Raw genomic sequence first — 25180 nt, 5'->3', positions numbered from 1 at the left:
GTGACTACGAGCCGATAGGAAGTACATGACCCAGGATCTGGCGCCCTCCGTCCGCCCGTCCGGCGACGCCTCCCGGCAGGCCGACGGCTGGTGGCGCAGCGCCGTCATCTACCAGGTGTACGTGCGCTCGTTCGCCGACAGCGACGGGGACGGCATCGGCGACCTGCGGGGCATCCGGCAGCGGCTGCCGTACCTGGCGGGCCTGGGCGTGGACGCGCTGTGGCTGACGCCGTTCTACGCCTCTCCGCAGGCGGACGGCGGCTACGACGTGGCGGACTACCGGGCCGTGGACCCGCTGTTCGGGGACCTGTCGGACGCGGACGACCTGGTCCGCGAGGCGCACCGGCTGGGGCTGCGGGTCATCGTGGACATCGTGCCGAACCACACCTCCGACCAGCACGCCTGGTTCAGGGCCGCGCTCGCGGACCGGCCGGAGGGGGCGGCCCGCGAGCGCTACCACTTCCGTCCCGGAAGGGGTGCCTCGGGCGAACTGCCGCCGAACGACTGGGAGTCCGTCTTCGGCGGTCCCGCCTGGACCCGCACCACGGACGCGGACGGCACGCCGGGCGAGTGGTACCTCCACCTGTTCGCGCCCGAGCAGCCGGACCTCAACTGGGACAACGCCGAGGTGCGGGCGGAGTTCGAGTCGGTGCTGCGGTTCTGGCTGGACCTGGGCGTGGACGGCTTCCGGATCGACGTGGCGCACGGCATGGTCAAGGCGCCGGGGCTGCCGGACATCGGGCGCACCGAGCAGGCGAAGCTGATCGGCGCGCAGGTGCTGCCGTTCTTCGACCAGGACGGGGTGCACGAGATCCACCGCGGCTGGCGGCGGCTGCTGGACTCCTACCCGGGCGAGCGGATCGGGGTGGCGGAGGCGTGGGCGCCGACCGCGGAGCGGCTGGCGCTGTACGTGCGCCCGGACGAGCTGCACCAGGCGTTCAACTTCCAGTTCCTGACCTGCGACTGGGGCGCGGAGCCGATGCGGGAGGTCATCGACGAGTCGCTGGCCGCCACCCTGTCGGTCGGGGCGCCCACGACGTGGGTGCTGTCCAACCACGACGTGGTGCGGCACGCCACCCGCTACGGCGCCGGCGACGGGGAGCTGGGCCTGCGCCGGGCGCGGGCGGCCGCGCTGCTGATGCTGGCGCTGCCGGGCTCGGTGTACGTCTACCAGGGCGAGGAGCTGGGCCTGCCGGAGGTCACGGACCTGCCGGACGAGGTGCGCCAGGACCCGGCGTTCTTCCGGGGCGACGGGCAGGACGGCACGCGGGACGGCTGCCGGGTGCCGCTGCCGTGGTCGGGCGAGGCGGCGCCGTTCGGCTTCGGGACCGGCGGCAGCTGGCTGCCGCAGCCGCGGGCGTGGGCCGCCCTGTCGGTGGAGGCACAGTCGGGCGACCCGCGCTCCACCCTGGAGCTGTACCGCTCGGCGCTGGCGCTGCGGCGGGAGCTGCCGGGGCTGGGCGACGGTGCGATGACGTGGCTGGACGCCCCGGAGGGGGTGCTGGCGTTCTCCCGGCCGGGCTTCGTGTGCACGCTCAACGCGCGGGACGGCGAGGTGACCCTGCCGGTGCCGGGCCGCCCGGTCCTGGCGACCGACGACCTGGCAGCCCTGGAATTCTCTGGCGGAACGGTCAGAATTCCTGCGAATTCATGCGTGTGGTGGGCAGTCTGAGATGCGACCGGTACAGTCACCTCCTGTGACCGCCCGGCTAGCCGATATCGCAGCCCAGGCGGGTGTCAGCGAAGCAACCGTCAGTCGCGTTCTCAACGGAAAGCCGGGGGTGGCCGCCTCCACCCGCCAGTCCGTGCTGGCCGCGCTCGACGTGCTGGGCTACGAACGGCCCGTCCGGCTGCGGCAGCGCAGCGAGGGACTGGTCGGCCTGATCACCCCCGAGCTGGAGAACCCCATCTTTCCGGCCTTCGCCCAGGTGATAGGCCAGGCCCTCACCCGCCAGGGGTACACCCCCGTCCTGGCCACCCAGACGCCCGGCGGGTCCACGGAGGACGAGCTGACGGAGATGCTCGTCGACCGTGGCGTGGCCGGCATCCTCTTCGTCTCCGGGCTGCACGCGGACACCTCCGCCGACATGCAGCGCTACGAGCGGCTGCGTGCCCAGGGCGTGCCGTTCGTGCTGATCAACGGCTTCTCGTCGAAGGTGCGGGCCCCCTTCGTCTCGCCCGACGACCGGGCGGCGGTGCGGCTGGCCGTCACCCATTTGGCCGCACTGGGGCACCGGCGGATCGGCCTGGCCCTGGGGCCCCGGCGCTACGTCCCGGTGCAGCGCAAGATCGAGGGCTTCCTGCTGAGCATGCGCGAGGTGCTGGGGGTGCCCGAGGCGGAGGCGGAGCGCTTGATCGAGCATTCGCTGTTCACCCTTGAGGGTGGTCAGGCGGCGGCCTCCGCGCTCATCGACCGGGGGTGCACGGCGGTGGTGTGCGCCAGCGACATGATGGCGCTGGGGGTCATCCGGGGGGCGCGGCAGCACGGTCTCGAAGTGCCGCGGGACGTCTCGGTGGTGGGCTTCGACGACTCGCCGCTGATCGCCTTCACCGATCCGCCGCTGACCACGATCCGCCAGCCCGTGCGGTCGATGGGGCAGGCCGCGGTGCGTGCGCTGCTGGAGGAGATCGGCGGCACCCCGGCCCCGCACAGCGAGTTCGTCTTCCTGCCCGAGCTGGTGGTCCGGGGGTCGACGGCGTCGGCGCCGGGGCCGCGCGCGGACACCCGTACGACGGACGCCTGACCCGCGCCACGGGGGACGCGGGGGCGGCCGGTACCAGACCTGCGGACGATCTGCGGACGGACGCTTTCTGGCAGACTCTTCCCCTATGGGTGAAGCGACAGCAAGGACCCTGGAAGGCCGGACGACCGCCCCGTCACCCACTGTGGAACGGGCGGAGGCGCCGCCGGCGGAGCGCCGCTTCCTGCGCGGACTGCGGGCCCCTCGCCACCCACGCCTGTGGTTCGAGGTGCTGCTGATCGCGGTGAGTTACTGGACGTATTCGCTCGTCCGCAACGCCGTGCCCGAGCAGCGGGCGGCGGCGCTCCGCAACGCCGACTGGGTCTGGCAGGCCGAGCAGACCCTGCACATCGCCGTGGAGCACACCGTCAACAGGGCCGTGAATTCGGTGACGTGGTTGATCGTGGGCATGAACTACTACTACGCCACGCTGCATTTCGTGCTGACGATCGGCGTACTGGTGTGGCTCTACCGCTGGCATCCCGGGCGGTACGCCGCCGCCCGCCTCGCCCTCTTCGCCACCACGGGCGTGGCCCTGCTCGGCTACTACCTGTATCCGCTCGCGCCACCGCGGCTGATGGAGCACATCGGCTTCGTCGACACGGTCGTGGTGCACCACACGTGGGGCTCGATGGCGTCGGGCAACCTGGCCGACGTCTCGAACCAGTACGCCGCGATGCCCTCGATGCACATCGGCTGGTCCACGTGGTGCGGCATCACCATCGCGATGCTGACGCGGGCGGTGTGGGTGCGCGTGCTGGGGGTGCTGTACCCGGTGGCGACGCTGGTGGTGATCGTCTCGACCGCCAACCACTTCTGGCTGGACGCGGTGGGCGGGGTGGTCTGCCTGGCGTTCGGCTTCGCGCTGTCCTACGCCTGGTACCGGGCGTTCCCCTTCCGGCTGGCCCGCCATGTGGCGGTGCGCAGCGCCTAGCCGCATGCTGGGGGGTACGGGGTCCGCCGGCCGTCAGGCGGCCGGTCAGGCTCCGTAGAACAGCTCCTCGACCACGGCCCGGGCGCGCCGGGTGGTGCGGCGGTAGTCGTCCAGCATCTCCCCCACGTGGCCCGGCCCGTAGCCGAGGTAGCGTCCGACGGCGGCCAGCTCCCGGGCGTCGGTGGGGAACGTGTCCCCGGCGCGGCCGCGCACGAGCATCACGGCGTTGCGCACGCTCGTGGCCAGCACCCAGGCCTCGTCCAGGATGCGGGCGTCCTCGGTGGAGACCAGCCGCGCGGCGCAGGCCGCGGCCAGCGCCTCGCGGGTGCGGGTGGTGCGCAGGCCGGGTTCGGCCCAGGCGTGGCGCATCTGCAGCAGCTGGACGGTCCACTCCACGTCCGCCAGGCCCCCACGGCCGAGCTTGGTGTGGGTGGTGGGGTCGGCGCCGCGCGGCAGCCGCTCGGTCTCCATGCGGGCCTTCAGCCGCCGGATCTCGCGCACGGCGTCCTCGCCCAGGCCCTCGGCGGGGTAGCGCAGCGGGTCGATCAGCTCGACGAAGCGCCGCCCCAGCTCCTCGTCGCCGGCCACCGGCTCGGCGCGCAGCAGGGCCTGGCTCTCCCACACCAGCGACCAGCGCCGGTAATAGGCGGCGTACGAGGCGAGGCTGCGCACGATGGGCCCGGACTTCCCCTCGGGCCGCAGGTCGGCGTCGACGAGCAGCGGGGGGTCGGTGGTGGGCAGTTGCAGCAGGCGGCGCATCTCGCCGGCGACGGCGAAGGCGGCCTTGCCGGCCTCCTCGTCCCCGACGCCCTCGCGCGGTTCGTGGACGAAGAGGACGTCGGCGTCGGAGCCGTAGCCCTGCTCGTGGCCGCCGAAGCGGCCCATGGCGATGACGGCGAAGCGGGTGGGCAGGGTGTCGCCCCACTCGGCCCGCACGGCGGCGCGCAGGGCGCCGGCGAGGGTGGCGGCGTTGATGTCGGAGACGGCGTCGCCGACGGTCCGCACGCGGGCGCCCGGGTCGCTGCCGGCGGTCTCGGCGTGGCCGCGGGAGCCGACGCCGTGCTCGCCGGTGGCGTGGGGGCCGTCGCCGGGGTGGCCGTAGGCGCCGATGATGTCGGCGGCGGCCGTGCGGAACAGCTCGCGGCGGCGCACGCCGCGCGCCGCGACGATCGCGGCCTCGGCGTCCTCGGCGCGGCCGACCGCGGCCATGACCTCCTGTTCGAGGGCCTCGCGGCCGCGCGGGCGCAGGCCTCCGGGGTCGCCGAGCAGGGCGACGGCCTCGGGGGCGCGCAGCAGCAGGTCGGGGGCGAGGCGCCCGGCGGAGAGCACCCGGGCGAGGTTCTCGGCGGCCACCCCCTCGTCGCGCAGCAGGCGCAGGTACCAGGGGGTGCGGCCCAGGGCGTCGGAGACCTTGTGGAAGTTGAGCAGCCCCGCGTCGGGTTCGGCGGAGTCGGCGAACCAGCCGAGCAGCACGGGCAGCAGGGTGCGCTGGATGGCCGCCTTGCGGGTGACGCCGGAGGCGAGGGCCTCCAGGTGGCGCAGGGCGCCGGCCGGGTCGGCGTAGCCGAGGGCCTCCAGGCGCTGGCCGGCGGCCTTGGGGCTGAGCCGGATCTCGCCGGGCTCGAGCTGGGCGACGGCGTCCAGCAGGGGCCGGTAGAAGAGCTTCTCGTGCAGGCGCCGCACCTCGCGGGCGTGCAGCCGCCACTGCCTGCCGAGTTCGGCGACGGGCTCCTTGCCGGCGGGCCAGTCGCAGGTGCGGCCCAGCGAGCGGCCCAGCCGGCGCAGGTCGGCCTCGCCCTCGGGGACGAGGTGGGTGCGGCGCAGCCGGTAGAGCTGGATGCGGTGTTCCAGGGCGCGCAGGAAGCGGTAGGCGGCGTCGAGCGCCTTGGCGTCCTCGCGGCCGACGTAGCCGCCGGCGGCGAGGGCGGCCAGCGCCTCGAGGGTGCTGCCGCTGCGCAGGCCGGCGTCGCTGCGGCCGTGCACCAACTGCAGCAGCTGGACGGCGAATTCGACGTCGCGCAGGCCTCCGGGGCCGAGCTTGAGCTCGCGCTCGACCTGGGTGGCGGGGATGGACTCGATGACGCGGCGGCGCATCTGCTGGACGTCGGCGACGAAGTTCTCGCGCTCGGCGGCCTGCCAGACCAGGGGGGAGACGGCCTCGACGTACGCCTGCCCGAGGGCGAGGTCGCCCGCGACGGGCCGGGCCTTGAGCAGGGCCTGGAACTCCCAGGTCTTGGCCCACCGCTGGTAATAGGCGAGGTGGCTGGTGAGGGTGCGCACCAGGGGGCCGTTGCGGCCCTCGGGGCGGAGGTTGGCGTCGACGGGCCAGATGGTGCCCTCGGGGGTGACGTCGGAGCACACCCGCATCATCCGCGAGGCGAGCCGGGTGGCGGCCTGCAGGGCCGGCCCCTCGGCCGTGCCCTCCCTCGCCTCCGCCACGAAGATCACGTCGACGTCGGAGACGTAATTGAGCTCCTGGCCCCCGCACTTGCCCATGCCGATGACGGCCAGCCGGCAGGCGCCGGCGTCCGCGGGCAGCTCCCCGGCCGCGATCTGCAGGGCCGCGCGCAGGGTGGCGGTGGCCAGGTCCGCGAGCTCGGCGGCGGTCTGGGCGACGTCGATGGTGCCGCTGATGTCCCGGGCCGCTATGGCCAGCAGCGAGCGCCGGTAGGCGGCGCGCAGCGCGTCGGGGGGCGTGAGCCCGGCGTCGCGCCCGCGCCGCATGCCCTCGGCCAGGGCCCGCTCGAACTCCGGCGTGGTGGGGTGCAGATCGGCCGATTCGAAGCTGTCGAGGGCGTGCCAGTCGCCCGGGTGCCGGAAGAGGTGGTCGCCGAGCGCCTCGGAGACCCCCAGCACGCCCAGCAGCCGGTCGCGCAGCGGCTTGGCGGTGACCAGGGTGTCCAGCAGCTCCCGCCGCTCCCCGTCGCCCCGGGCGTCCTGCGCCTGGACCAGCCGCAGCAGCCCGCGCAGCGCGAGATCGGGATCGGCGGTGGCGCCGAGCGCGTCGAGCAGCACCGGATCGGACCCCACGGCCCCCAGCACCGGGTCGTCCAGCAGCCGCTCGGCGGCGGCCGGGTCGGTGAAGCCGTACCTCAGCAGCCTGCTGTACGCACTGCTGCGCCGACCCTCCGGCACTGTCATCGGCAGCCTTTCGTCCGTCCGCGGTGGGGGGCAGGACCGCCGGTTCAGAGCACCGGCAGCATCTTGCGCAGCTCGAAGGCGGTGACCTCGGAGCGGTACTCCTCCCACTCCTGCTTCTTGTTGCGCAGGAAGAAGTCGAAGACGTGCTCGCCGAGGGTCTCGGCGACCAGCTCGCTGCGCTCCATGAGCTCGATGGCCTCGCCGAGGTTCTGCGGCAGCGGCTCGATGCCCATGGCGCGCCGCTCGGCGTCGGAGAGGGCCCAGACGTCGTCGTCGGCGCCGGCGGGGAGCTCGTAGCCCTCCTCGATGCCCTTCAGGCCCGCGGCCAGCAGCACCGCGTAGGTCAGGTAGGGGTTGGCGCCGGAGTCGATGGAGCGGACCTCGACGCGGGTGGAGCCGGTCTTGCCGGGCTTGTACATCGGGACGCGGATGAGGGCCGAGCGGTTGTTGTGGCCCCAGCAGATGTACGAGGGGGCCTCGCCGCCGGCGCCGGCGGTGCGCTGGGAGCCGCCCCAGATGCGCTTGTAGGAGTTGACCCACTGGTTGGTCACGGCGGAGATCTCGCCCGCGTGCCGCAGCAGGCCGGCGATGAAGGACTTGCCGACCTTGGAGAGCTGGTACTCGGCGCCGGACTCGTAGAAGGCGTTGCGGTCGCCCTCGAAGAGGGAGAGGTGGGTGTGCATGCCGGAGCCGGGGTACTCCGAGAACGGCTTGGGCATGAAGGTGGCCTGCACGCCCTGCTCGAGCGCCACCTGCTTCATCACGAGCCGGAAGGTCATGATGTTGTCGGCGGTGGACAGCGCGTCGGCGTAGCGCAGGTCGATCTCCTGCTGGCCGGGGGCGCCCTCGTGGTGGCTGAACTCCACCGAGATGCCCATGGACTCGAGCATGGTGATGGCCTGGCGGCGGAAGTCCATGCCGACGTTCTGCGGGGTGTGGTCGAAGTAGCCGGAGGAGTCGGCGGGCACCGGGCGGGTGCCGTCCACCGGCTTGTCCTTGAGCAGGAAGAACTCGATCTCGGGGTGGGTGTAGAAGGTGAAGCCGAGGTCGGAGGTCTTGGCCAGGATGCGCTTGAGGACGTAGCGGGGGTCGGCGTAGGAGGGCGAGCCGTCCGGCATGAGGATGTCGCAGAACATCCGGGCGGTGCCGGGCGCCTCCGCGCGCCAGGGCAGGATCTGGAAGGTCCCCGGGTCCGGCTTGGCGATCATGTCGGACTCGTAGACCCGGGCGAAGCCCTCGATCGCGGAGCCGTCGAAGCCGATGCCCTCGTCGAAGGCCTGCTCGAGCTCCGCGGGGGCGACGGCCACGGACTTCAGGTAGCCGAGGACGTCGGTGAACCACAGCCGGACGAACCGGATGTCGCGCTCTTCGAGCGTGCGGAGCACGAACTCCTGCTGCTTATCCATAGCTACCTATCCTTGCAGGTCAGACGGCTCGTTTCACCGGGTGCGGGCACAGGCTGGACCTTGAGTATCACGCCCCGGGGTTACCGGGGAGTTTCCGGGCGGCAGCCGCACCGTTCCGCCTTATGGGTGCATCGTACGTTCGCAGGGTGGATCTTGCCCCTCCCGATCCGCGGGATTTCCTCCCGTACCGGGCGGGAAGCCTCTTCGCGGGACGCGAGGGGGGATGCCGGATGCGGAAACACCGTCATGCCGGGACCGGGGCTCCGGCCGCCGTCCGGGCGGCGGCCGTCGCCACGGCGGCCGTGGTCGCGCTGGCCGCGCTGGCCGGCTGCGGCAAGGACGACGCCGGGGGCGGGAAGCCGGACGCGAAGGGAAAGGACCCGTTCACGCTGCCCGGCCTGCCGCCGGCCGGGCAGGCCAAAACTCAGCTGGCGGGGCTGAAGGAGGAGGCGCCGCACTCGATGTCCGGCTACAGCCGGGCCGCCTTCCCCCACTGGGCGCAGCAGGGCAACAAGTGCGACACCCGCGAGACGGTCCTCGAGCGCGACGGCAAGGACGTCAAGCGCGACGCCGAGTGCCGGGCGGTCTCGGGCAGCTGGCGCAGCCTGTACGACGGCAAGACGTACACCAAGGCCGCCCAGGTCGACATCGACCACATCGTGCCGCTGGCCAACGCCTGGCGGTCGGGCGCCGACAAGTGGGACAACACCCGTCGCAAGGCGCTCGCCAACGACCTGACGCATCCGCAGCTGCTCACCGTCTCGGCGGCCACCAACCGCTCCAAGGGCGACCAGTCCCCCGACCAGTGGCAGCCACCGGACCGCGCCTCCTGGTGCGTCTACGGCCGGGCGTGGGTGTCGGTGAAGAGCACCTACGCCCTGACCGTCACCGCCGCCGAGCGCAGGACCCTCACACAGATGCTGGACTCGTGCAGCGGCTGAGCTGCCACTCGTGGTCGGGCACCCCGTGCTTGGGCAGGACCATCCGCAGACCGTAGCCGGTGGTGCCCCGTTCGCCGCCCACGTGGACGGCGAGCTTGTCGGCCGTGGAGTGCTTGTGGCTCATCAGGGCGCGGCCGGTCCAGTTCCAGCGCTGGGCGGCGTCGGCGGGGGTGGCCAGCCGGCGCAGGACGGGGCCGTGCCCGGCCGGGCCCAGCAGCAGGGTCAGCACACGGGGCACGGGGTCGTGGGCGTCGGCGGCGAGGGTGATCACGCCGGTGTCGGTGTCGATGTGCCAGGCGCTGTGCCGCTCGGTGACCGCGTCGCGCTCTCGGACGTCGACGAAGCCCTCCGTGGCGTGCCCGCACAGCACGTACCGGGGGTCGGCCCGCCACTGCAGGACGTATGCCGCGCCGCGTTCGATCTCGCCGCCGAAGGGTGTGGGGTCGTGCTGTGGCCTCACCGGGTGCTCCTCGCCTGTGTGCCGGACGCCCCCCTTCCGCCGACCACACTGCCGCCCGCCCGCGCACGGCACCCGCCGGATGCCGCCGACCAGGTGAGGCGGCCGGACGGGCGGGCAGCGCGTACGGCCCGTCAGGCCCGTCAGGCGCGGAGGAACGGGGTGGCGAGGACGGCGGCGGCGATGGACTGCGGGCGGTCGTACATCAGCAGGTGGCCGGCCGGGGCGACGGCCTCGAAGCGGCCGTCCAGGCGCCCGGCGAGGGCCCGCTGGCGCTCGAGCCAGCGGCGCTCCTCGGCCGAGCCGGTGCCGGTGGAGGCGGCGAGGACGGTGACGGGGGCGGGCGGCAGCGGGTGGTGGGCGCGCAGATCCTCGAGTTCGGCGGCTACGTCGTAGTAGCGGGCGTTCTCCATCAGCGTCGCCCGCACCACGCGCCCGCTGCCGTAGACGCGCCGCACCAGGCCGGCGGGGGCCGGGTCGTTGCGGGTGAGGGAGGCGGCGCGGACGCTGAGGTTGCGCAGCACGGGGCCCAGCGCGCGGGGCAGCCCGGCGGCGGCGAAGGCCAGGCCGCGCACGTGCGCGGCGGCGGTGCGCAGCCCCGGCACCGGCACGGGCCGGGCGTTCTCCTCGACGCTGGCGTCGGCCAGCACGAGCCCGGCCGTGCGCTCGGGGTACAGCCGGGCGAACGCCTCGGCGTGGAAGGCGGCGAGGGAGTGCCCGACGACGGTGGCGGGGCCGGTGAGGGCGAGCGCGTCGAGGACGCCCGCTATCCGGGCGCCCTCCGCCGCGGCCGTGGGCGGGCCCAGCGGCGGGGCGCTGAAGCCCAGTCCGGGGCGGTCGAAGCGGACCACCGTGCGGTAGGGGGTGAGCAGCGGAACGACCGGTTCCCAGTCGAACCAGCCCATGCCGAGCCCGGCGCTGAGCACGCACACGGGTCCCGAGCCCTCGCACAGCACGTGCAGGGGGACGCCGCCGACGCGCAGCATCCGTCCGGGTGGCCGTTCCGTACCGCTCATCCAGTCCCCCTGGTGTCGTCCCCGCCCGTCCGCCGGTCGCCGGAGAGCACGCACAAGCTACTCGACCGCGTCGGCCCCACGGTCCCCGGCGGTCACCCAGTGCGGCTTGCGGAACGCCAGGAAGGCGAGCGGCGCGAGGAGTCCGAGGGTCAGCAGCCCGCCGCCCACGATCAGCACGTACCGCCACAGCGGCTGGCCGCCGAACTGCTCCGGCGGCACGAAGCCGATGCACATCGCCGCGGCGGAGGCGGCGAAGCCGACGCCCGCCACCAGGTGGACGGCCGGCACCCGGAAGCCGCGCGGCCGCTCGGGCCGCAGGGCGCGCAGCCGCACGACGGCGGCGAACATCAGCAGGTAGACGACGAGGTAGATCTGCGTGGTGACGACGGAGAAGATCCAGTACGCGCTGGAGACGTCGGGCAGGAAGGCGTACAGGCCCGCGATGACGGTGGTCAGCGCGCCCTGGGCGATCATGATGTTGCGGGGCACGCCGCGCTTGTTGAGCCGCTGCAGCACGGGCGGCAGGTAGCCCTCCTGCCGCGAGACCATCAGCAGGCCCTGGGACGGCCCGGCCATCCAGGTGAGCATGCCGCCGAGCGCGGCGGCGACGAGCAGGACGCCCACGACCTTCGTCAGCCAGCCCACGTGGAAGTGGTCGAAGAAGCCCTGGAAGGCCTGCATCACGCCGGCGGTCAGGCTCAGGTCCTCGCCCGGCATCACCCAGCTGATGGCCAGCGCGGGCAGGATGAAGATCAGCAGTACGAGTGCGGTGGCCAGGAAGACCGCGCGCGGGAACTGCTTGCCGGGGTCGCGCAGGGCGGAGACGTGGACGCCGTTCATCTCCATGCCCGCGTAGGACAGGAAGTTGTTGACGATCAGGACGAGGCTGGCCAGTCCGGTCCACGGCGGGAGGACGTGGGAGGTGTCCATGGGGGCGGCGGACGGGTTGCCCTGGGCGAGGAAGACCATGCCGAGGACGACGAGGACGACGCCGGGGATCAGGGTGCCGGCGACGAGGCCCATGCTCGAGAGCCCGGCGACCGCCTTGGTGCCGCACGAGGTGACCAGGACGCCCGCCCAGTAGACGACCACGATGACGATGGCGATGTAGAGGCCGTTGTCGGCGAGCGAGGGGGCGATGACGTAGGCGAAGGTGCTCGCCACGTAGGCCAGCAGGCTCGGGTAGTACGCGATGGTCATCGCGAACTGGCACCACACGGCCAGGAAGCCGAGCGGCTTGGAGAGCCCCTCGCTGACCCAGCGGTAGACGCCGCCGGGCCAGCCGGAGGCGAGCTCGGCGGAGACCAGGGCGGTCGGCAGCAGGAAGACGACGGCGGGCAGGAGGTAGAGGAAGACGGCGGCCAGGCCGTAGAGGGCCATCGAGGGCGAAGGGCGCAGGTTCGCCACGGAGGCGGTGGTCATCATCGCGAGCGTGGCCCAGGAGATGAACTGCGCCCGGGTGGGTGCGGGCGCGGGGACGGCGGCGGTGCGGGGACTGTCCTCCCGCACCTGGTCCGTGATGGTCATGGGGGGAGAGCGTCCTTCGGGGCCGTGCGTCGATCGTTTTCGCCCCATAATCGGGCCTTGGGGCCCCTCTGCGCACATCCCGCCCCGGCCGCCCGGTGGCCCCGGCCCGAAGGGCGGATACCCCGAGGGGGTAGGGTGCCGCCACGATCGACGAGCCGGTGGAGGCAGGCGGTGCAAGGACGGCGGGGTGCCACCGCGTGGTGCGGCCGGCTGCTGCTGTTCGCCGCGCTGGTCCTCGGCATCGTGACGATGCACACACTCGGCCACCCCCGCGGCCACGGCGGCGGCGCCCACTCCCCGGCGGCGTCCGTGGCGGCGTCCACGGCGCATTCAGTGGCGTCTTCGGAGGCACACGAGGCACAAGAGGTGCATGAGGCGTACGGGCATGGGTCCGCGCCCGCCGCCGCTTCCGCCACTCACGCCACTCACGCCGCTCCCGCCGCTCCCGCCACTCCCGCCGCACACACCCTGCGCACCACGCACGTCTCACACGCCGACGACCCGGCGCACGGCGGCGGCATGGACCCCATGTCCGTCTGCCTCGCCGTCCTCGGCGCCGGCGCGGCGGCCGCCCTCCTCCTCGCCCTCGCCGCGCTCGGCCATCTCGCCGGCGCGGCCCCCGTGGCGGCCCGCGCGTGGTTCTCGCGCGCCCTGTGGCCCGTCCCGCCGCCACGGCACAAGGCCCTCGCCCGGTTGTCGGTACTGCGCGTATAGGCCGGCAGCGCGCTCGCTGCCGCCCGTACCCATCACCGACACCCCACGAGGTGCACTTCCTCATGCGCACAACCACCCGCCGCGCCGTGCTCGGCGCGGGCCTCGCCATGGCCGGAGGCGGCGTGCTCGCCGCCTGCTCGGACTCCCCGGAGAAGCCCGGGCAGCCCGCCGCGCCCGCCGGCTACGTCTCCCCCGACGGCAAGGAGGTCGCCGCCGCCGAGGCCGCGCGCGCCGGCTCCGGGCCCGTCCGCACGGTCCGGCTCACCGCCACCGCCGCCCGGCTCGACCTGGGCGGCGGCACCACGGTCGCCTCCTGGGCCTACGGCGACGCGCTGCCCGGCAAGGAGATCCGGGTCACCGCCGGCGACACCCTCGCCCTGACCCTCGCCAACCACCTGCCCGAACCCACCTCCGTGCACTGGCACGGGCTGGCGCTGCGCAACGACATGGACGGCGCCCCCGGCCTCACCCAACGGGCCGTCAGGCCCGGGGCGTCGTTCGACTACCGCTTCAAGGTCACCCACCCCGGCACCTACTGGCTGCACCCGCACTCGGGCACCCAGCAGGACCGGGGGCTGTACGCGCCGCTGATCGTGGAGGACCCCAAGGAGCCGCTGGCGTACGACAAGGAATGGGTCGTCGTGCTCGACGACTGGGTCGACGGGGTGGACGGCAGCACTCCGGACGCCGTGCTCGCGGAACTCGCCCGGGGCATGGCGGGCATGGACCACGGCGGCATGAACCACGGAGGCATGGACCACGGCAGCGGCGGCGCGCACCACGGCGGCGGCGCGAGCCCCGCGCCCTCCGGCCCCTCGCGGATGCTGATGGGCGCCACCAGCGACGTCCTCGGCGGTGACGCCGGCGACGTCGCCTACCCCCACTACCTCGTCAACGGCCGTACGCCCCGGGCCCCGGAGACCTTCACCGCCCGGCCCGGCGACCGCATCCGGATCCGCCTCGTCAACGCGGGCGGCGACACCGCCTTCCGCGTCGCCCTCGGCGGCCACCGCATGACCGTCACCCACACCGACGGCTTCCCCGTCGAGCACGTGGAGACGGACGCCCTCCTGCTCGGCATGGGCGAGCGCTACGACGTCCTGGTCGAGGCCGGGGACGGCGTCTTCCCGCTGACCGCGCTGGCGGAGGGCAAGAAGCGCACCGCCCTGGCCCTGCTGCGCACGGGCGGCGGCACGGCGCCGGCGGAGGACGTACGCCCGAAGGAGCTGGAGAGCGCGCCGCTGACCGCCGGCCGGCTGAAGGCCCACGGGAGCGTACGGCTGGCGGACCGGCGCCCCGACCGTACGATCACGCTCCGGCTCACGGGCTCGATGGCGAAGTACGACTGGGCGATCAACGGCAGGAGGTACGCGCCCGACCAGCGCTACCCGGTGCGCGCGGGCGAGCGGGTGCGGCTGGTGTTCGTCAACGACACCGCCATGTGGCACCCCATGCACCTGCACGGCCACACCTTCGCCCTGCCCGGCGGCGGGCCCCGCAAGGACACCGCCGTCGTCCGGCCGGGCGAGCGGCTCCAGGCCGACTTCGACGCGGACAACCCCGGGCTGTGGATGATCCACTGCCACAACGTCTACCACGCCGAGTCCGGGATGATGACGGTGCTGGGCTACCGCGACTAGCCGGCGCCGCACGCACCAGGGGCCCGCGCCGGATGCGGCGCGGGCCCCTTCACAGGCGCGTGGATCAGACGGCCAGCGGCACCTGGGTGCCGGGCTGGACCTGACCGTAGTGGTCGACGACCTTGTTCAGCTCGATCTGGTAGTAGAGCGAGTAGAAGCCGAGGAGACCCAGCAGCAGGCCGAGGCCACCGCTGCAGGTGGGCACCAGGCCCGCGGCGCGCTGCGCGTCGCGGATGCGCGCGCCGGTCTTGTAGAGCGAGACGTACGGCGGCACGATCAGGAAAATGCCCAGCGTGACGGCGAGAAGCGACATCGCGGGGTTGACCTGGCGGCGGTTGTCGAACTCCGCCATCTCCTTGTTGATCTTGTAGTACCAGACCAGGCCGTAGATGCCGAAGGTGATGAGCGGCAGGCCCAGCCAGGCGGCGAAGGGGTTGCGGCGCTTCATCGACAGGCCGAAATGGGCCGCACCCTGCTGCGGGTAGCCGGGGGCCGGGGCGGCCGCCGGGTAGCCGTAGCCCGCGGGCGCCTGCTGCTGGGGGTAACCGCCCTGGTAGGGGTTGTGGGCGGGCGCGGCCGGAGGGTAGGGGTTGCTGTTCGGGGACGGCGGACCCCACTGCGGCGGCTGCGTGCTCAACGAGTCTCCTTAAGGGAATTCTCTGACAAAACATCAATGAACCCGCGGCCGGAATTCGCCACGGGTAGATCGCGCAGCTTGTCACAAGATCACATTTTGTCGCCAGGGACATGTCCTTTCCGGCCCCTTACGTGGTCGCCCTCACACGACATTGCGTCAGTCAGACGATTAAACTGGTGGCGTGGCTCACCTTCGTCTCGCCCTGAACCAGATCGACTCCCGCGTCGGCGACATCGCCGGGAACGCCGAGACGATCATGCGCTGGACCCGGCATTCCGCCGAGCGGGGAGCCCATCTGGTGGCGTTCCCCGAAATGGCGCTGACCGGCTATCCCGTCGAGGACCTGGCCCTGCGGCCGTCCTTCGTCGAGGCCAGCCGGGAAGCCCTGCGCTCGCTCGCCGCCCGCCTCCGGGAGGAGGGCCTCGGGGAGCTGCCGGTGGTCGTCGGCTACCTCGACCGCCGCGAGGAGTTCCGCGACGAGCTGGGCCGGCCCGCCGGCGCCCCGCGCAACGCCGCCGCCGTGCTGCACCGCGGCGAGGCCGTGCTGACCTTCGCCAAGCACCACCTGCCCAACTACGGCGTCTTCGACGAGTTCCGGTACTTCGTGCGCGGCGACACGCTGCCGATGATCCGCCTCCACGGCGTGGACATCGCCTTCGCCATCTGCGAGGACCTCTGGCAGGACGGCGGCCGCGTGCCCGCCGCGCGGTCCGCCGGAGCCGGGCTGCTGCTGTCCGTCAACGCCTCCCCGTACGAGCGCGAGAAGGACGACACCCGCCGGGACCTGGTGCGCAAGCGGGCCCAGGAGGCCGGCTGCACCCTCGCCTACCTGGCGATGACCGGCGGCCAGGACGAACTGGTCTTCGACGGCGACTCGATCGTCGCCGACCGCGACGGCACGATCATCGCCCGCGCCCCGCAGTTCGAGGAGACCTGCGTGGTGCTCGACCTCGAGCTGCCCGACGCCCCGGCCGAGGTCCCCTCCGGGGTCGTCGACGACGGACTGCGCATCGAGCACGTCACGCTCTCCGCCGACCCCCTGCCCGCCCGCGAGCCGGAGTTCACCGGCGGCCGGGTGGCGCACCTGGGCGACGACGAGGAGGTCTACACGGCGCTGGTGACGGGCCTGCGGGCGTACGTACGGAAGAACGGCTTCCGCAGTGTCCTGATCGGCCTGTCCGGAGGCATCGACTCGGCGCTCGTCGCCGCCATCGCCTGCGACGCGATCGGCGCGGAGAACGTCCACGGCGTGGCCATGCCCTCGCGCTACTCCTCCGAGCACTCCCTCGCCGACGCCGAGGAGCTCGCCCGGCGCACCGGCCTGCACCTCCGCACCGTGCCGATCGCGCCGATGTTCGACGCGTACATGGGCGCGCTGGGCCTGACCGGCCTCGCGGAGGAGAACCTCCAGTCGCGGCTGCGCGGCACGATGCTGATGGCGATCTCCAACCAGGAGGGCCACATCGTCCTGGCCCCGGGCAACAAGTCCGAGCTGGCGTGCGGCTACTCCACGCTCTACGGCGACTCCGTCGGCGCGTACGGCCCGATCAAGGACGTCTACAAGACGGGCGTCTTCCGCCTCGCCCGCTGGCGCAACCGGGCGGCGGCCGAGCGCGGCGAGACCCCGCCCATCCCGGAGAACTCCATCACCAAGCCGCCGAGCGCCGAGCTGCGCCCCGGTCAGGTGGACACGGACTCGCTGCCCGACTACGACGTGCTCGACCGGATCCTGGAGCTCTACGTCGACCGCGACCGGGGCCTGGCCTCGATCGTCGCGGAGGGCTTCGAGGCGGAGCTCGTGACGCGCATCCTGCGCCTGGTCGACACGGCGGAGTACAAGCGCCGCCAGTACCCCCCGGGCACCAAGATCTCCCCCAAGGGCTTCGGCAAGGACCGCCGCCTGCCGATCACCAACGGCTGGCGCGAGACGGTCTGATCCGGAGGTCCCCCGGCTACGTGCGCGCCGGACCGCCGCGCACGACCAGCCCGTCCAGCAGCCGGGCCGTCGCCTCCGCCACCGCGTCGACGGCCTCGTCGAAGACGGCACGGTTGTGCGCGGCCGGGGCGTGGAAACCGGAGACCTTGCGGACGTACTGCAGCGCGGCCGCGCGCACGTCCTCTTCCCGGACCTCCGGCGTCACCGGCGGCCTAAGCGTCTTGATGCTGCGGCACATGCTCCAAGTGTGCACCCGCGACCACCCGTGACCCGCTGTCACGGTCCAGCGCGCCCGCCGTCACCGCGATGGCCAGCCCCACCGCGGCCAGCGCCGCGCCCACCAGCGTGGGGGACGTCCAGCCCCAGCCCGCCGCGATGGCCGCGCCGCCCAGCCACGCGCCGCCCGCGTTGGCGAGGTTGAACGCCGAGTGGTTGGAGGCCGCGGCCAGCGTCGGCGCGTGCCGGGCCTTGTGCATGACCAGCATCTGCAGGGGCGTGGTCGTCATGAAGCCGACGGCGCCCAGCAGCACGACCGTCACCAGCGCCGCCCACTTCACGTGGGCGGTGAGGTCGAAGAGCACCAGCACCGCCGCCAGGGCGGCCAGCGAGCCGTAGAGCGTGGGGCGCAGGGCCCGGTCGGTGAGGGGGCCGGCGACGAGGGCGCCCAGCGTCATGCCGGTGCCGAAGAGCGCCAGGACGACGGGCACCGAGGTCTCGGAGAAGCCGGTGACGCGCGTGCTGATCGAGGCGAGGTAGCTGTAGACGGCGAAGACGCCGGCGAAGCCGAAGACGGCGGTCAGCAGGCCCAGCAGCACCTGCCGCCCGCCCAGGGCGCGCAGTTCCCGGCCCAGGCCGCCCTGCTCCTCGCGCGGGACCTGCGGGACGAGCGCGAGGAGGGCGGCCATGGCCAGCAGCCCGATGACCGCGACGACGAGGAACGTGGCGCGCCAGCCGAGGTGCTGGCCGAGCAGGGTGGCGGCGGGGACGCCGACGATGTTGGCGACGGTCAGGCCGAGGAACATCGTGGCGACGGCCCGGGCCTGCCGCCCCTGGGAGACCAGCCGGGCGGCGACGACGGACCCCACGCCGAAGAAGGCGCCGTGCGGCAGGCCGGCCAGCACCCGGGCGGCGACGAGCGGGCCGAAGGTGGGGGCGAGCGCGGAGGCCAGGTTGCCGACCGTGAAGAGCGCCATGAGCAGGACGAGCATGCGCTTGCGCGGGATGCGGGCGCCCAGGGCGGTGAGCAGGGGCGCTCCGACCACGACGCCGAGGGCGTAGGCCGAGACCAGGTAGCCGGCGGTGGGGACGGAAGTGCCCAGGTCGTCGGCGACGTTGGGCAGCAGGCCCATCATGACGAACTCGGTCGTCCCTATGCCGAAGGCGGAAATCGCGAGGGCGAGCAGCGCCAGAGGCATGGGGGGCCTTTCGGAGGAGGGTGCGGTGGGCAGCCCTCCACCCTACGGGTCGTCCGGTCAGACCTTGACGCGGGCGGCCACCGGCAGGTGGTCGCTGGGCGTGGCCGGCAGGGTCCACGCCGAGACCGGGTCCATGCCGCGCACCATGATCTGGTCGATTCGCGCCATGGGGAAGCTCGCCGGCCAGCTGAAGCCGAAGCCGTCGCCGGCCGCGCCCTGCGCCGAGCGCAGCTGCGAGGTGACGGGCGCGAGCGAGCGGTCGTTCATGGTGCCGTTGAGGTCGCCGAGGAGGACGACCTTCTGCACGGGCTCGCGGGCGATGGCCCGGCCCAGGGCCTCCGCGCTGTTGTCGCGCTGCCCGGCGGTGAAGCCGGCGTTGAACTTCACCCGCACCGACGGCAGGTGGGCGACGTAGACGGCGACCGGGCCGCGCGGGGTCTGGACGGTGGCGCGCAGCGCCCGGGTCCAGCCCATCTGGATGTCGACGGGGCGGTCGTCGGAGAGGGGGTACTTGCTCCACACGCCGACCGTGCCGTGCACGGCGTGGTACTTGTACGTGTCCGCCAGCGCCCGCTCGTAGCGGGAGGCGTCGCTGAGCTCCTCCAGGGCGACCACGTCGGCGCCGGAGGCGGTGACGGCCCTGGCGGTGGCGGCGGGGTCGGGGTTCTGGGCGTTGACGTTGTGGGTGGCGACGGTGAGGTCACCGCCCTTGCCGGACTTGTCGCTGAGCAGGCCGCCGAAGAGGTTGACCCAGATGACGGCCGGCAGCAGCAGGGCTATCAGGGCCGTCGCCGAGCGGCGCAGCAGCGCGAGGGCGAGCAGCACCGGGATCAGCAGGCCCAGCCAGGGCAGGAACGTCTCGGTGAGGCTGCCGAGGTTGCCGACCCGGTTGGGGATGTCGGCGTGCAGCAGCATCAGCAGGCCGAGCAGGACGGCCACGGCCGCGACGACCACGCCGCGCCGCCAGACGTCCGGGCCCCTCCACTGCTCCCGCGTCCGGCTCAGGAAGTCGCGGAATCCGGAGCCGGTCCGCTCCGGACCCGTGCCCTCGAGACCCGTCTCCTCCATGTATGCCTGCGGCATCCGCTGTCCTCACTGCTCCGTCTGCTGCTTCCCCGCCACCCGACCATAGGTGATCATGACGGCGGGGCTCACCCGGACACCCCTGGGCGGGGCGTCGGGGAGGAGGACGAGCGTCCGGCCCGGCGGGGTTCCTGCGGAGCGGGTCGTGCCAGGGTGCTGTGACACAACGGGCACATTCGGGGCGAGTCCCCCGCGTGAGCCGCGCGGGCGCCGCGCACGGGCGTCCCAGTGGCCGTCTCAGGCGGGCCGTACGCCCTCCAGCAGGGTGTCCACGATCCGCTCGGACAGGCCCTCCGGCAGCTCCCGCCACTCGTGGAACAGCGCGCGGGAGAGCATCGGGCTCACGAAGAGATCGGTGAGGAGACCGGTGTCGAGGTCGGCGCGGATCTCCCCGCTCGCCATGCCCCGGCGCAGCACCGCTTCGAACGCCTCGCGCCGGGCCGCCACGACCGTGTCGTGGTACTCGGCCCACAGCGCGGGCCGCGCCTGCACCTGCGCCACGACCGTGCGCAGCACGGCGGAGGAGCGCTTGGCCAGGCCCCGTCGGCGCAGGAACTCCAGCAGGGCGACGAGGTCGTCGCGCACGCAGCCGCCGGCGGGGCCGGGCACGGCCTCGTCGAGGGAGCGCAGCACGTCGAGCATCAGCGCCTCCTTGCCCGCCCAGCGCCGGTAGACGGTGGCCTTGCCGACGCCCGCCTCGCGGGCTATGCGCTCCATGGACAGCTCGGCGACGCCGACGCCGTCCTCGAGCAGCCGCAGCACGGTCTCGACGACGGCGGTGTCGACGGCCGCGCTGCGCGGACGGCCGCGGCGCTCGGCCGGTGCGGCGGCCGGACCCGTGCCCGGGCCGCCTCCGCCGGTCATCCCTCCGCTCCGCTCTCCGCCTCGGCCTGCCGCGCCCGGGGGGCCGGGCCCGCGGCTCCGGCCGTGGCGCGGGCCGCGTCCTTGGCGGGCAGGAAGAGCACCGCGACCAGCGCCCCGAGCAGGGCGAAGGCGCTGGCGCCGAGGACGGTGACGTGCATGGCGTGGATGAAGGCGTCGTGGGCCGGGCCGACGAGCTCGCGTCCCGCCGGGCCGAGCTCCCGGGCGGTGGCGAGGGTGGCCTCGAGGGACTCGCCGGCCGCGTGCCGGGCCTCCTCGCTCAGGCCGGGGACGGCCGCGAGGCGGTCGGAGACGCCGTCGCGGTAGACGGTGGAGAGCAGCGAGCCGAGCACGGCGACGCCGAGGGCGCCGCCGATCTGCCGGAAGGTGTTGTTCACCGCCGAGCCGGAGCCCGCCTTCTCGCGGGGCAGCGACTGCATGATCGAGACGGTGGCGGGCGGCGTGATGTGCGCCATCGCGGCGCCCTGGAAGAGGAAGAGGACCTCCAGGATCCAGATGGGGGTGTCGGTGTCCAGGAACGCGTAGCCGGCCATCGTCGCGGCCATGACGAGCATGCCGCCGGTGCACACGGCCCGCGCGCCGAACCGCTCGACGACGATCCGGGTGCGCGGCGCGAAGACCATCTGGGCGGCGGCGAGCGGCAGCATCAGCAGCCCGCTCTGCAGCGGGGTGAAGCCCCGGGCGCTCTGGGTGTAGAAGACCATGAAGAAGGTGACGCCCATCAGCCCGAAGAAGACCAGCGCCAGCGAGGCGACGGCCGCCGAGAAGGCCGGGTTGCGGAAGTAGCGCACGTCCATGGCGGGGTGGGTGCTGCGCCGCTCGTGCAGGACGAACAGGACGAGCACGAGCAGGCCGCCGCCGGCCGTGCCGTAGACCTCGGGGTCGGTGAAGTCGGCGAGCTGGCCGCCCTTGATGATGCCGTACACCAGCAGGACGAGCCCGACGACGGACAGCAGCACCCCCAGCGGGTCGAGCCGGCCGGGCCGGGGATTCCTGGAGTCGGGCACCAGCACCACCATCGCGATCAGGACGGCGGTGACGATCGGGATGTTGATCAGGAAGACCGAGCCCCACCAGAAGTGGCTGAGCAGGATGCCGCCGGTGATCGGCCCTATGGCGATGGCGAGCCCGACCGCGCCGGCCCAGATGCCGATGGCCTTGGGCTGCTCCTCGCGCTCGAAGACGTTCATGATGACGGCGAGCGTCGAGGGCATCACGAACGCGCCGCCGAAGCCCATGAGGGCGCGGTAGGCGATGAGCTCCTCGGGGGAGCCGGCCATGGAGGCGAGCGCGGAGCCGACGCCGAAGACGGCCATGCCGAAGATCAGGACCCGCCGGCGGCCCCACCGGTCGCCGAGCAGTCCGGCGGTGAACAGCATTCCGGCGAAGACGAGCGTGTAGGCGTTGATCGCCCACTCCAGCTCGCTCTGGGTCGCGCCCAGCCCCTCGGGTGCGGGGGCGGCGATCGTCTTCATCGCGACGTTGAGGACCGAGTTGCCCAGGACGACCACGAGCAGGCTGCTCAGCAGCACGCCCAGGACGGCCCAGCGCCTGCGGTGCACGGCCTCGGGGACCTTGCGGGGCGGCGGGGAGGCGGTGTCGGGGGTTGCCATGAGCACACCCTAGGTCACTTCCGGAACGGTCCCGTCTCGTATGGGAAGGACTTTGCGCACGCCGCACGCACGGCCGCCTCCGGCCACCCTTCCGGCCGATCCCGGGGCTCACTTCCGCGCCCGGCCGGGCCGTGTCAGCATGGAGGTGATCCGGGGACGCCGTCAGGGCGCCTCGAGACGACACATACAGGAGCCATGGTCATGACGCATGCCGTGAAGACGCCCGACAGCAGCCCGAAGGACACCAAGGCGCTGTACGGCGGAACGAGCTCTCGGCGCATCACCGTCCGCGACATCGCCGCCGCCAAGGCGCGGGGCGAGAAGTGGCCCATGCTCACCGCCTACGACGCGATGACCGCCTCCGTCTTCGACGAGGCCGGCATCCCCGTCATGCTCGTGGGCGACTCCATGGGCAACTGTCACCTCGGCTACGAGTCCACGGTGCCCGTCACCATGGACGAGATCACCCTCCTCTCGGCCGCCGTCGTACGGGGCACCAAGCGCGCCCTGATCGTCGGCGACCTGCCCTTCGGCTCGTACCAGGAAGGTCCCGTCCAGGCGCTGCGCAGCGCCACCCGGCTGGTGAAGGAGGCGGGCGTCGGCGCGGTCAAGCTGGAGGGCGGCGAGCGCTCGGCCCACCAGATCGAGCTGCTGGTCCAGGCCGGCATCCCGGTCATGGCGCACATCGGCCTCACCCCCCAGTCCGTCAACGCCTACGGCGGCTACCCCGTGCAGGGGCGCGGCGAGGAGGCGGCGGCGCAGCTGCTGCGCGACGCCAAGGCCGTCCAGGACGCGGGCGCCTTCGCGGTCGTGCTGGAGCTGGTCCCGGCGGAGCTGGCCGCCGAGGTCACCCGCGTGCTGCACATCCCCACCGTCGGCATCGGCGCCGGCGCCGAGTGCGACGCCCAGGTGCTGGTGTGGACCGACATGGCCGGCATGACGAACGGCCGGGTGCCGCGCTTCGTCAAGCAGTACGCACAGCTGCGCGAGGCCCTGGGCGACGCGGCCAAGGCCTTCGCGGAGGACGTCGTCGGCGGGGCGTACCCGGCCGAGGAGCACTCCTTCCACTGATCCGCCCCGTGCGGGGGCCGGGTGCCGGCCGGTCCGTCGGCGCGGTGTCGGCGGTCTGTCGGCGCCCGGCCCCCGCCGCCGGGCAGCTGTCTGCACGTTGTCGGCGGGGGCCGGCACCGTAGTCGGCATGACGCGAAAAGACATCCCCAGAAGCGGCGGGAACGCCGTCGAAGTCCGGGGCCTGGTCAAGCACTTCGGCGAGACGAAGGCCCTGGACGGGGTCGACCTGGACGTGCGCGAGGGCACGGTCCTCGGTGTCCTCGGCCCCAACGGCGCGGGCAAGACCACGCTGGTCCGCTGCCTGTCCACCCTCATCCGGCCGGACGCGGGCACCGCCCGCGTCGCGGGCTGTGACGTGGTGCGCCAGCCCCGGCAGCTGCGCCGGATCATCGGGCTCACCGGCCAGTACGCCTCCGTCGACGAGAAGCTCTCCGGACGCGAGAACCTCTACATGATCGGGCGGCTGCTCGACCTCTCCCGCAAGGACGCCCGGCAGCGGGCCGACGAGATGCTGGAGCGCTTCTCGCTGACCGAGGCCGCCAAGCGGCCCGCCATGACCTACTCCGGCGGCATGCGCCGCCGGCTCGACCTGGCCGCCTCCATGATCGGCCGGCCCGCGGTGCTCTATCTGGACGAGCCCACCACCGGCCTGGACCCCCGCACCCGCAACGAGGTGTGGGAGGAGGTGCAGCGGATGGTCGGCGAGGGCACCACCGTCCTGCTGACCACGCAGTACATGGAGGAGGCCGAGCAGCTCGCCCATGAGCTGACGGTGATCGACCGCGGCCGGGTGATCGCCGGCGGCCGCGTCGACGAGCTGAAGGCCAAGGTCGGCGGGCGCACCCTGCAGGTCCGCCCGGCGGACCCGGCGGACCTGCACCGGCTGGCCGGGGAGGTCACCCGCGCCGGTCTCGACGGCATCGCCGGCGCCACCGCCGACGTGGCGGAGGGCGTGGTCAACGTCCCGATCGTCAGCGACGAGCAGCTGACCGCCGTGGTGGGCCTGCTGGGCGAGCGCGGCTTCGCCCTCGCCGGGATCAGCACCCACCTGCCCAGCCTCGACGAGGTCTTCCTCGCCGTCACGGGCCAGAAGACGTCCGCCCCCGGTGGCGAGCAGGACATCCGCACCGACGAGTTCCAGGAGGTCGCGGCATGAGCGCGGCGACGGTCAGCGCGCCCACGGCGGCGCCCGCCCACGAGGGCCGGATCGGCCTGCGGGCCAACCTGCGGCACATCGGGGCGCTCGCGCGGCGCAACATGCTGCAGATCAAGCAGGACCCGGAGTCGATGTTCGACGCCCTGCTGATGCCGGTCGTCTTCATCCTGCTGTTCACCTTCGTCTTCGGCGGCTCCATCGCCGGCAAGGGGCACGAGAAGGAGTACGTCAACTACCTGGTCCCCGGCCTGATGGCGATGATGGGCATGCAGATCGCCATGGCCGTCGGCACGGGCATCAACGACGACTTCAAGAAGGGGGTGATGGACCGCTTCCGCACCATGCCGATCGCCCGGTCCTCCGTCCTCATAGCGAAGATCGTCGTCGAGGTCGGCCGGATGCTCATCGCGACCACGATCCTGCTGGGCATGGGCTTCGCGATCGGCCTCACCGTGAGCACCTCGGTGCTGCACCTGCTGGCGGCGGTGGCGCTCGCCATGGTCTTCGGCGCCTCACTGATGTGGATCTTCATCCTGCTGGGCCTGTCGCTGCAGACGGCCCAGGCCGTCCAAGGGGTCGCGATGATCGTCCTGTTGCCGCTGCAGTTCGGAAGCTCCATCTTCGCGCCGACCAGCAACATGCCCGGCTGGCTCGAGGGCTTCACCAAGTACAACCCGCTGTCCAACCTCGCCGACGCCGCCCGTCACCTGATCAACGGCGGTCCGGTGGCCCACTCGGTGTGGATGACGCTGGCCTGGGCCGCCGGCATCACGCTGGTGACGGCACCGCTGGCGGTCGCCAAGTTCCGCAACAAGACCTGAGGCGGCGGGAGCAGAGGCGGCAGCAGGTGAGGCCGCTGGACCTGAGCCG

Annotated in this window: 22 protein-coding genes; 10 read left to right on the top strand and 12 right to left on the bottom strand. The window is 73.1% G+C overall.

Translation table 11 applies throughout. From position 1 onward, the window contains the following. The first annotated feature begins 25 nt into the window (after window positions 1–25). From IE295_RS24815 to IE295_RS24805, 3 genes are all read left to right on the top strand, one after another. Window positions 26–1672, top strand: coding sequence for a glycoside hydrolase family 13 protein (locus IE295_RS24815; RefSeq protein ID WP_190065960.1), 1647 nt, complete (start codon window positions 26–28; stop codon window positions 1670–1672). Window positions 1673–1697: 25 nt separating this feature from the next. Further along, the gene (locus tag IE295_RS24810) at window positions 1698–2744 is read left to right on the top strand and encodes a LacI family DNA-binding transcriptional regulator (protein ID WP_268255725.1); all 1047 of its coding nucleotides are present in this window, start codon (window positions 1698–1700) and stop codon (window positions 2742–2744) included. An 85-nt stretch (window positions 2745–2829) separates the two neighbouring features. Next, complete coding sequence (locus tag IE295_RS24805; protein WP_190065959.1) at window positions 2830–3675, top strand: phosphatase PAP2 family protein; 846 nt, start codon at window positions 2830–2832, stop codon at window positions 3673–3675. A gap of 45 nt (window positions 3676–3720) precedes the next feature. On the opposite strand, the gene IE295_RS24800 is transcribed toward IE295_RS24805, so the two are convergent. Continuing rightward, window positions 3721–6816, bottom strand: a complete 3096-nt coding sequence (locus tag IE295_RS24800; RefSeq protein WP_190065958.1) for a bifunctional [glutamine synthetase] adenylyltransferase/[glutamine synthetase]-adenylyl-L-tyrosine phosphorylase — start codon at window positions 6814–6816, stop codon at window positions 3721–3723. Window positions 6817–6860: 44 nt separating this feature from the next. After that, window positions 6861–8222: a gamma-glutamylpolyamine synthetase GlnA2 gene (gene glnA2, locus IE295_RS24795; protein ID WP_190065957.1), complete on the bottom strand. Its 1362-nt coding sequence runs from the start codon at window positions 8220–8222 to the stop codon at window positions 6861–6863. Between the two features lie 230 nt (window positions 8223–8452). Between glnA2 and IE295_RS24790 the strand changes: the two genes are divergently transcribed. Beyond that, window positions 8453–9163, top strand: a complete 711-nt coding sequence (locus tag IE295_RS24790) for an HNH endonuclease family protein (protein ID WP_190065956.1) — start codon at window positions 8453–8455, stop codon at window positions 9161–9163. On the opposite strand, the gene IE295_RS24785 is transcribed toward IE295_RS24790, so the two are convergent. From IE295_RS24785 to gadC, 3 genes are all read right to left on the bottom strand, one after another. Further along, a complete protein-coding gene (locus IE295_RS24785) occupies window positions 9132–9623 on the bottom strand; it encodes a hypothetical protein (RefSeq protein WP_190065955.1) in 492 nt (163 codons plus the stop codon). The genes IE295_RS24790 and IE295_RS24785 overlap by 32 nt on opposite strands. Window positions 9624–9763: 140 nt before the next feature. Continuing rightward, window positions 9764–10636 (bottom strand): alpha/beta fold hydrolase, encoded by an 873-nt coding sequence (locus IE295_RS24780; RefSeq protein ID WP_190065954.1) that lies wholly within the window; start codon window positions 10634–10636, stop codon window positions 9764–9766. 57 nt (window positions 10637–10693) lie between these two features. Next, entirely contained in the window at window positions 10694–12163 is a 1470-nt protein-coding gene (gene gadC / locus IE295_RS24775; protein WP_190065953.1) for a glutamate/gamma-aminobutyrate antiporter GadC, read from the bottom strand. A gap of 171 nt (window positions 12164–12334) precedes the next feature. Between gadC and IE295_RS24770 the strand changes: the two genes are divergently transcribed. Both IE295_RS24770 and IE295_RS24765 read left to right on the top strand, forming a co-directional pair. Next, window positions 12335–12877, top strand: a complete 543-nt coding sequence (locus IE295_RS24770; RefSeq protein WP_190065952.1) for a hypothetical protein — start codon at window positions 12335–12337, stop codon at window positions 12875–12877. 62 nt (window positions 12878–12939) lie between these two features. After that, entirely contained in the window at window positions 12940–14517 is a 1578-nt protein-coding gene (locus tag IE295_RS24765; protein WP_190065951.1) for a multicopper oxidase family protein, read from the top strand. A 64-nt stretch (window positions 14518–14581) separates the two neighbouring features. Here IE295_RS24765 and IE295_RS24760 read toward each other — a convergent pair whose 3' ends face one another. Beyond that, window positions 14582–15154: a DUF4234 domain-containing protein gene (locus tag IE295_RS24760; RefSeq protein ID WP_224322874.1), complete on the bottom strand. Its 573-nt coding sequence runs from the start codon at window positions 15152–15154 to the stop codon at window positions 14582–14584. A gap of 181 nt (window positions 15155–15335) precedes the next feature. On the opposite strand from IE295_RS24760, the gene IE295_RS24755 reads away from it, so the two are divergent. Continuing rightward, window positions 15336–17090 carry an NAD+ synthase gene (locus tag IE295_RS24755; protein WP_190065950.1) on the top strand — a complete coding sequence of 585 codons (1755 nt, stop codon included), beginning with the start codon at window positions 15336–15338 and terminating at the stop codon, window positions 17088–17090. A 16-nt stretch (window positions 17091–17106) separates the two neighbouring features. On the opposite strand, the gene IE295_RS24750 is transcribed toward IE295_RS24755, so the two are convergent. From IE295_RS24750 to IE295_RS24730, 6 genes are all read right to left on the bottom strand, one after another. Then, the gene (locus tag IE295_RS24750) at window positions 17107–17328 is read right to left on the bottom strand and encodes a DUF2277 domain-containing protein (RefSeq protein WP_190065949.1); all 222 of its coding nucleotides are present in this window, start codon (window positions 17326–17328) and stop codon (window positions 17107–17109) included. After that, window positions 17303–18505 carry an MFS transporter gene (locus tag IE295_RS24745; protein ID WP_190065948.1) on the bottom strand — a complete coding sequence of 401 codons (1203 nt, stop codon included), beginning with the start codon at window positions 18503–18505 and terminating at the stop codon, window positions 17303–17305. The genes IE295_RS24750 and IE295_RS24745 overlap by 26 nt, the downstream gene beginning before the upstream one ends. A gap of 57 nt (window positions 18506–18562) precedes the next feature. Beyond that, the gene (locus IE295_RS24740) at window positions 18563–19588 is read right to left on the bottom strand and encodes an endonuclease/exonuclease/phosphatase family protein (protein WP_190065947.1); all 1026 of its coding nucleotides are present in this window, start codon (window positions 19586–19588) and stop codon (window positions 18563–18565) included. 9 nt (window positions 19589–19597) lie between these two features. Further along, window positions 19598–19753 carry a hypothetical protein gene (locus IE295_RS33735; protein ID WP_224322875.1) on the bottom strand — a complete coding sequence of 52 codons (156 nt, stop codon included), beginning with the start codon at window positions 19751–19753 and terminating at the stop codon, window positions 19598–19600. A 72-nt stretch (window positions 19754–19825) separates the two neighbouring features. Further along, entirely contained in the window at window positions 19826–20452 is a 627-nt protein-coding gene (locus IE295_RS24735) for a TetR/AcrR family transcriptional regulator (RefSeq protein ID WP_190065946.1), read from the bottom strand. Beyond that, window positions 20449–22083: an MFS transporter gene (locus IE295_RS24730; protein ID WP_190065945.1), complete on the bottom strand. Its 1635-nt coding sequence runs from the start codon at window positions 22081–22083 to the stop codon at window positions 20449–20451. Before IE295_RS24730 ends, IE295_RS24735 begins: the two co-directional genes overlap by 4 nt. 201 nt (window positions 22084–22284) lie before the next feature. On the opposite strand from IE295_RS24730, the gene panB reads away from it, so the two are divergent. The 3 genes from panB (at window position 22285) to IE295_RS24715 (ending at window position 25131) form a co-directional block, all read left to right on the top strand. Continuing rightward, window positions 22285–23154, top strand: coding sequence for a 3-methyl-2-oxobutanoate hydroxymethyltransferase (gene panB / locus IE295_RS24725; RefSeq protein WP_190065944.1), 870 nt, complete (start codon window positions 22285–22287; stop codon window positions 23152–23154). A 127-nt stretch (window positions 23155–23281) separates the two neighbouring features. Next, on the top strand, window positions 23282–24310 hold the full coding sequence (locus IE295_RS24720) for an ATP-binding cassette domain-containing protein (protein ID WP_190065943.1): 1029 nt from the start codon (window positions 23282–23284) through the stop codon (window positions 24308–24310). After that, window positions 24307–25131 (top strand): ABC transporter permease, encoded by an 825-nt coding sequence (locus IE295_RS24715; RefSeq protein WP_190065942.1) that lies wholly within the window; start codon window positions 24307–24309, stop codon window positions 25129–25131. The genes IE295_RS24720 and IE295_RS24715 overlap by 4 nt, the downstream gene beginning before the upstream one ends. Window positions 25132–25180: the final 49 nt, after the last annotated feature.

The sequence above is a fragment of the Streptomyces griseocarneus genome (assembly GCF_014655595.1).
GTDB lineage: Bacteria > Actinomycetota > Actinomycetes > Streptomycetales > Streptomycetaceae > Streptomyces > Streptomyces griseocarneus.
This window is presented reverse-complemented; position numbering and strand designations above follow the sequence as displayed.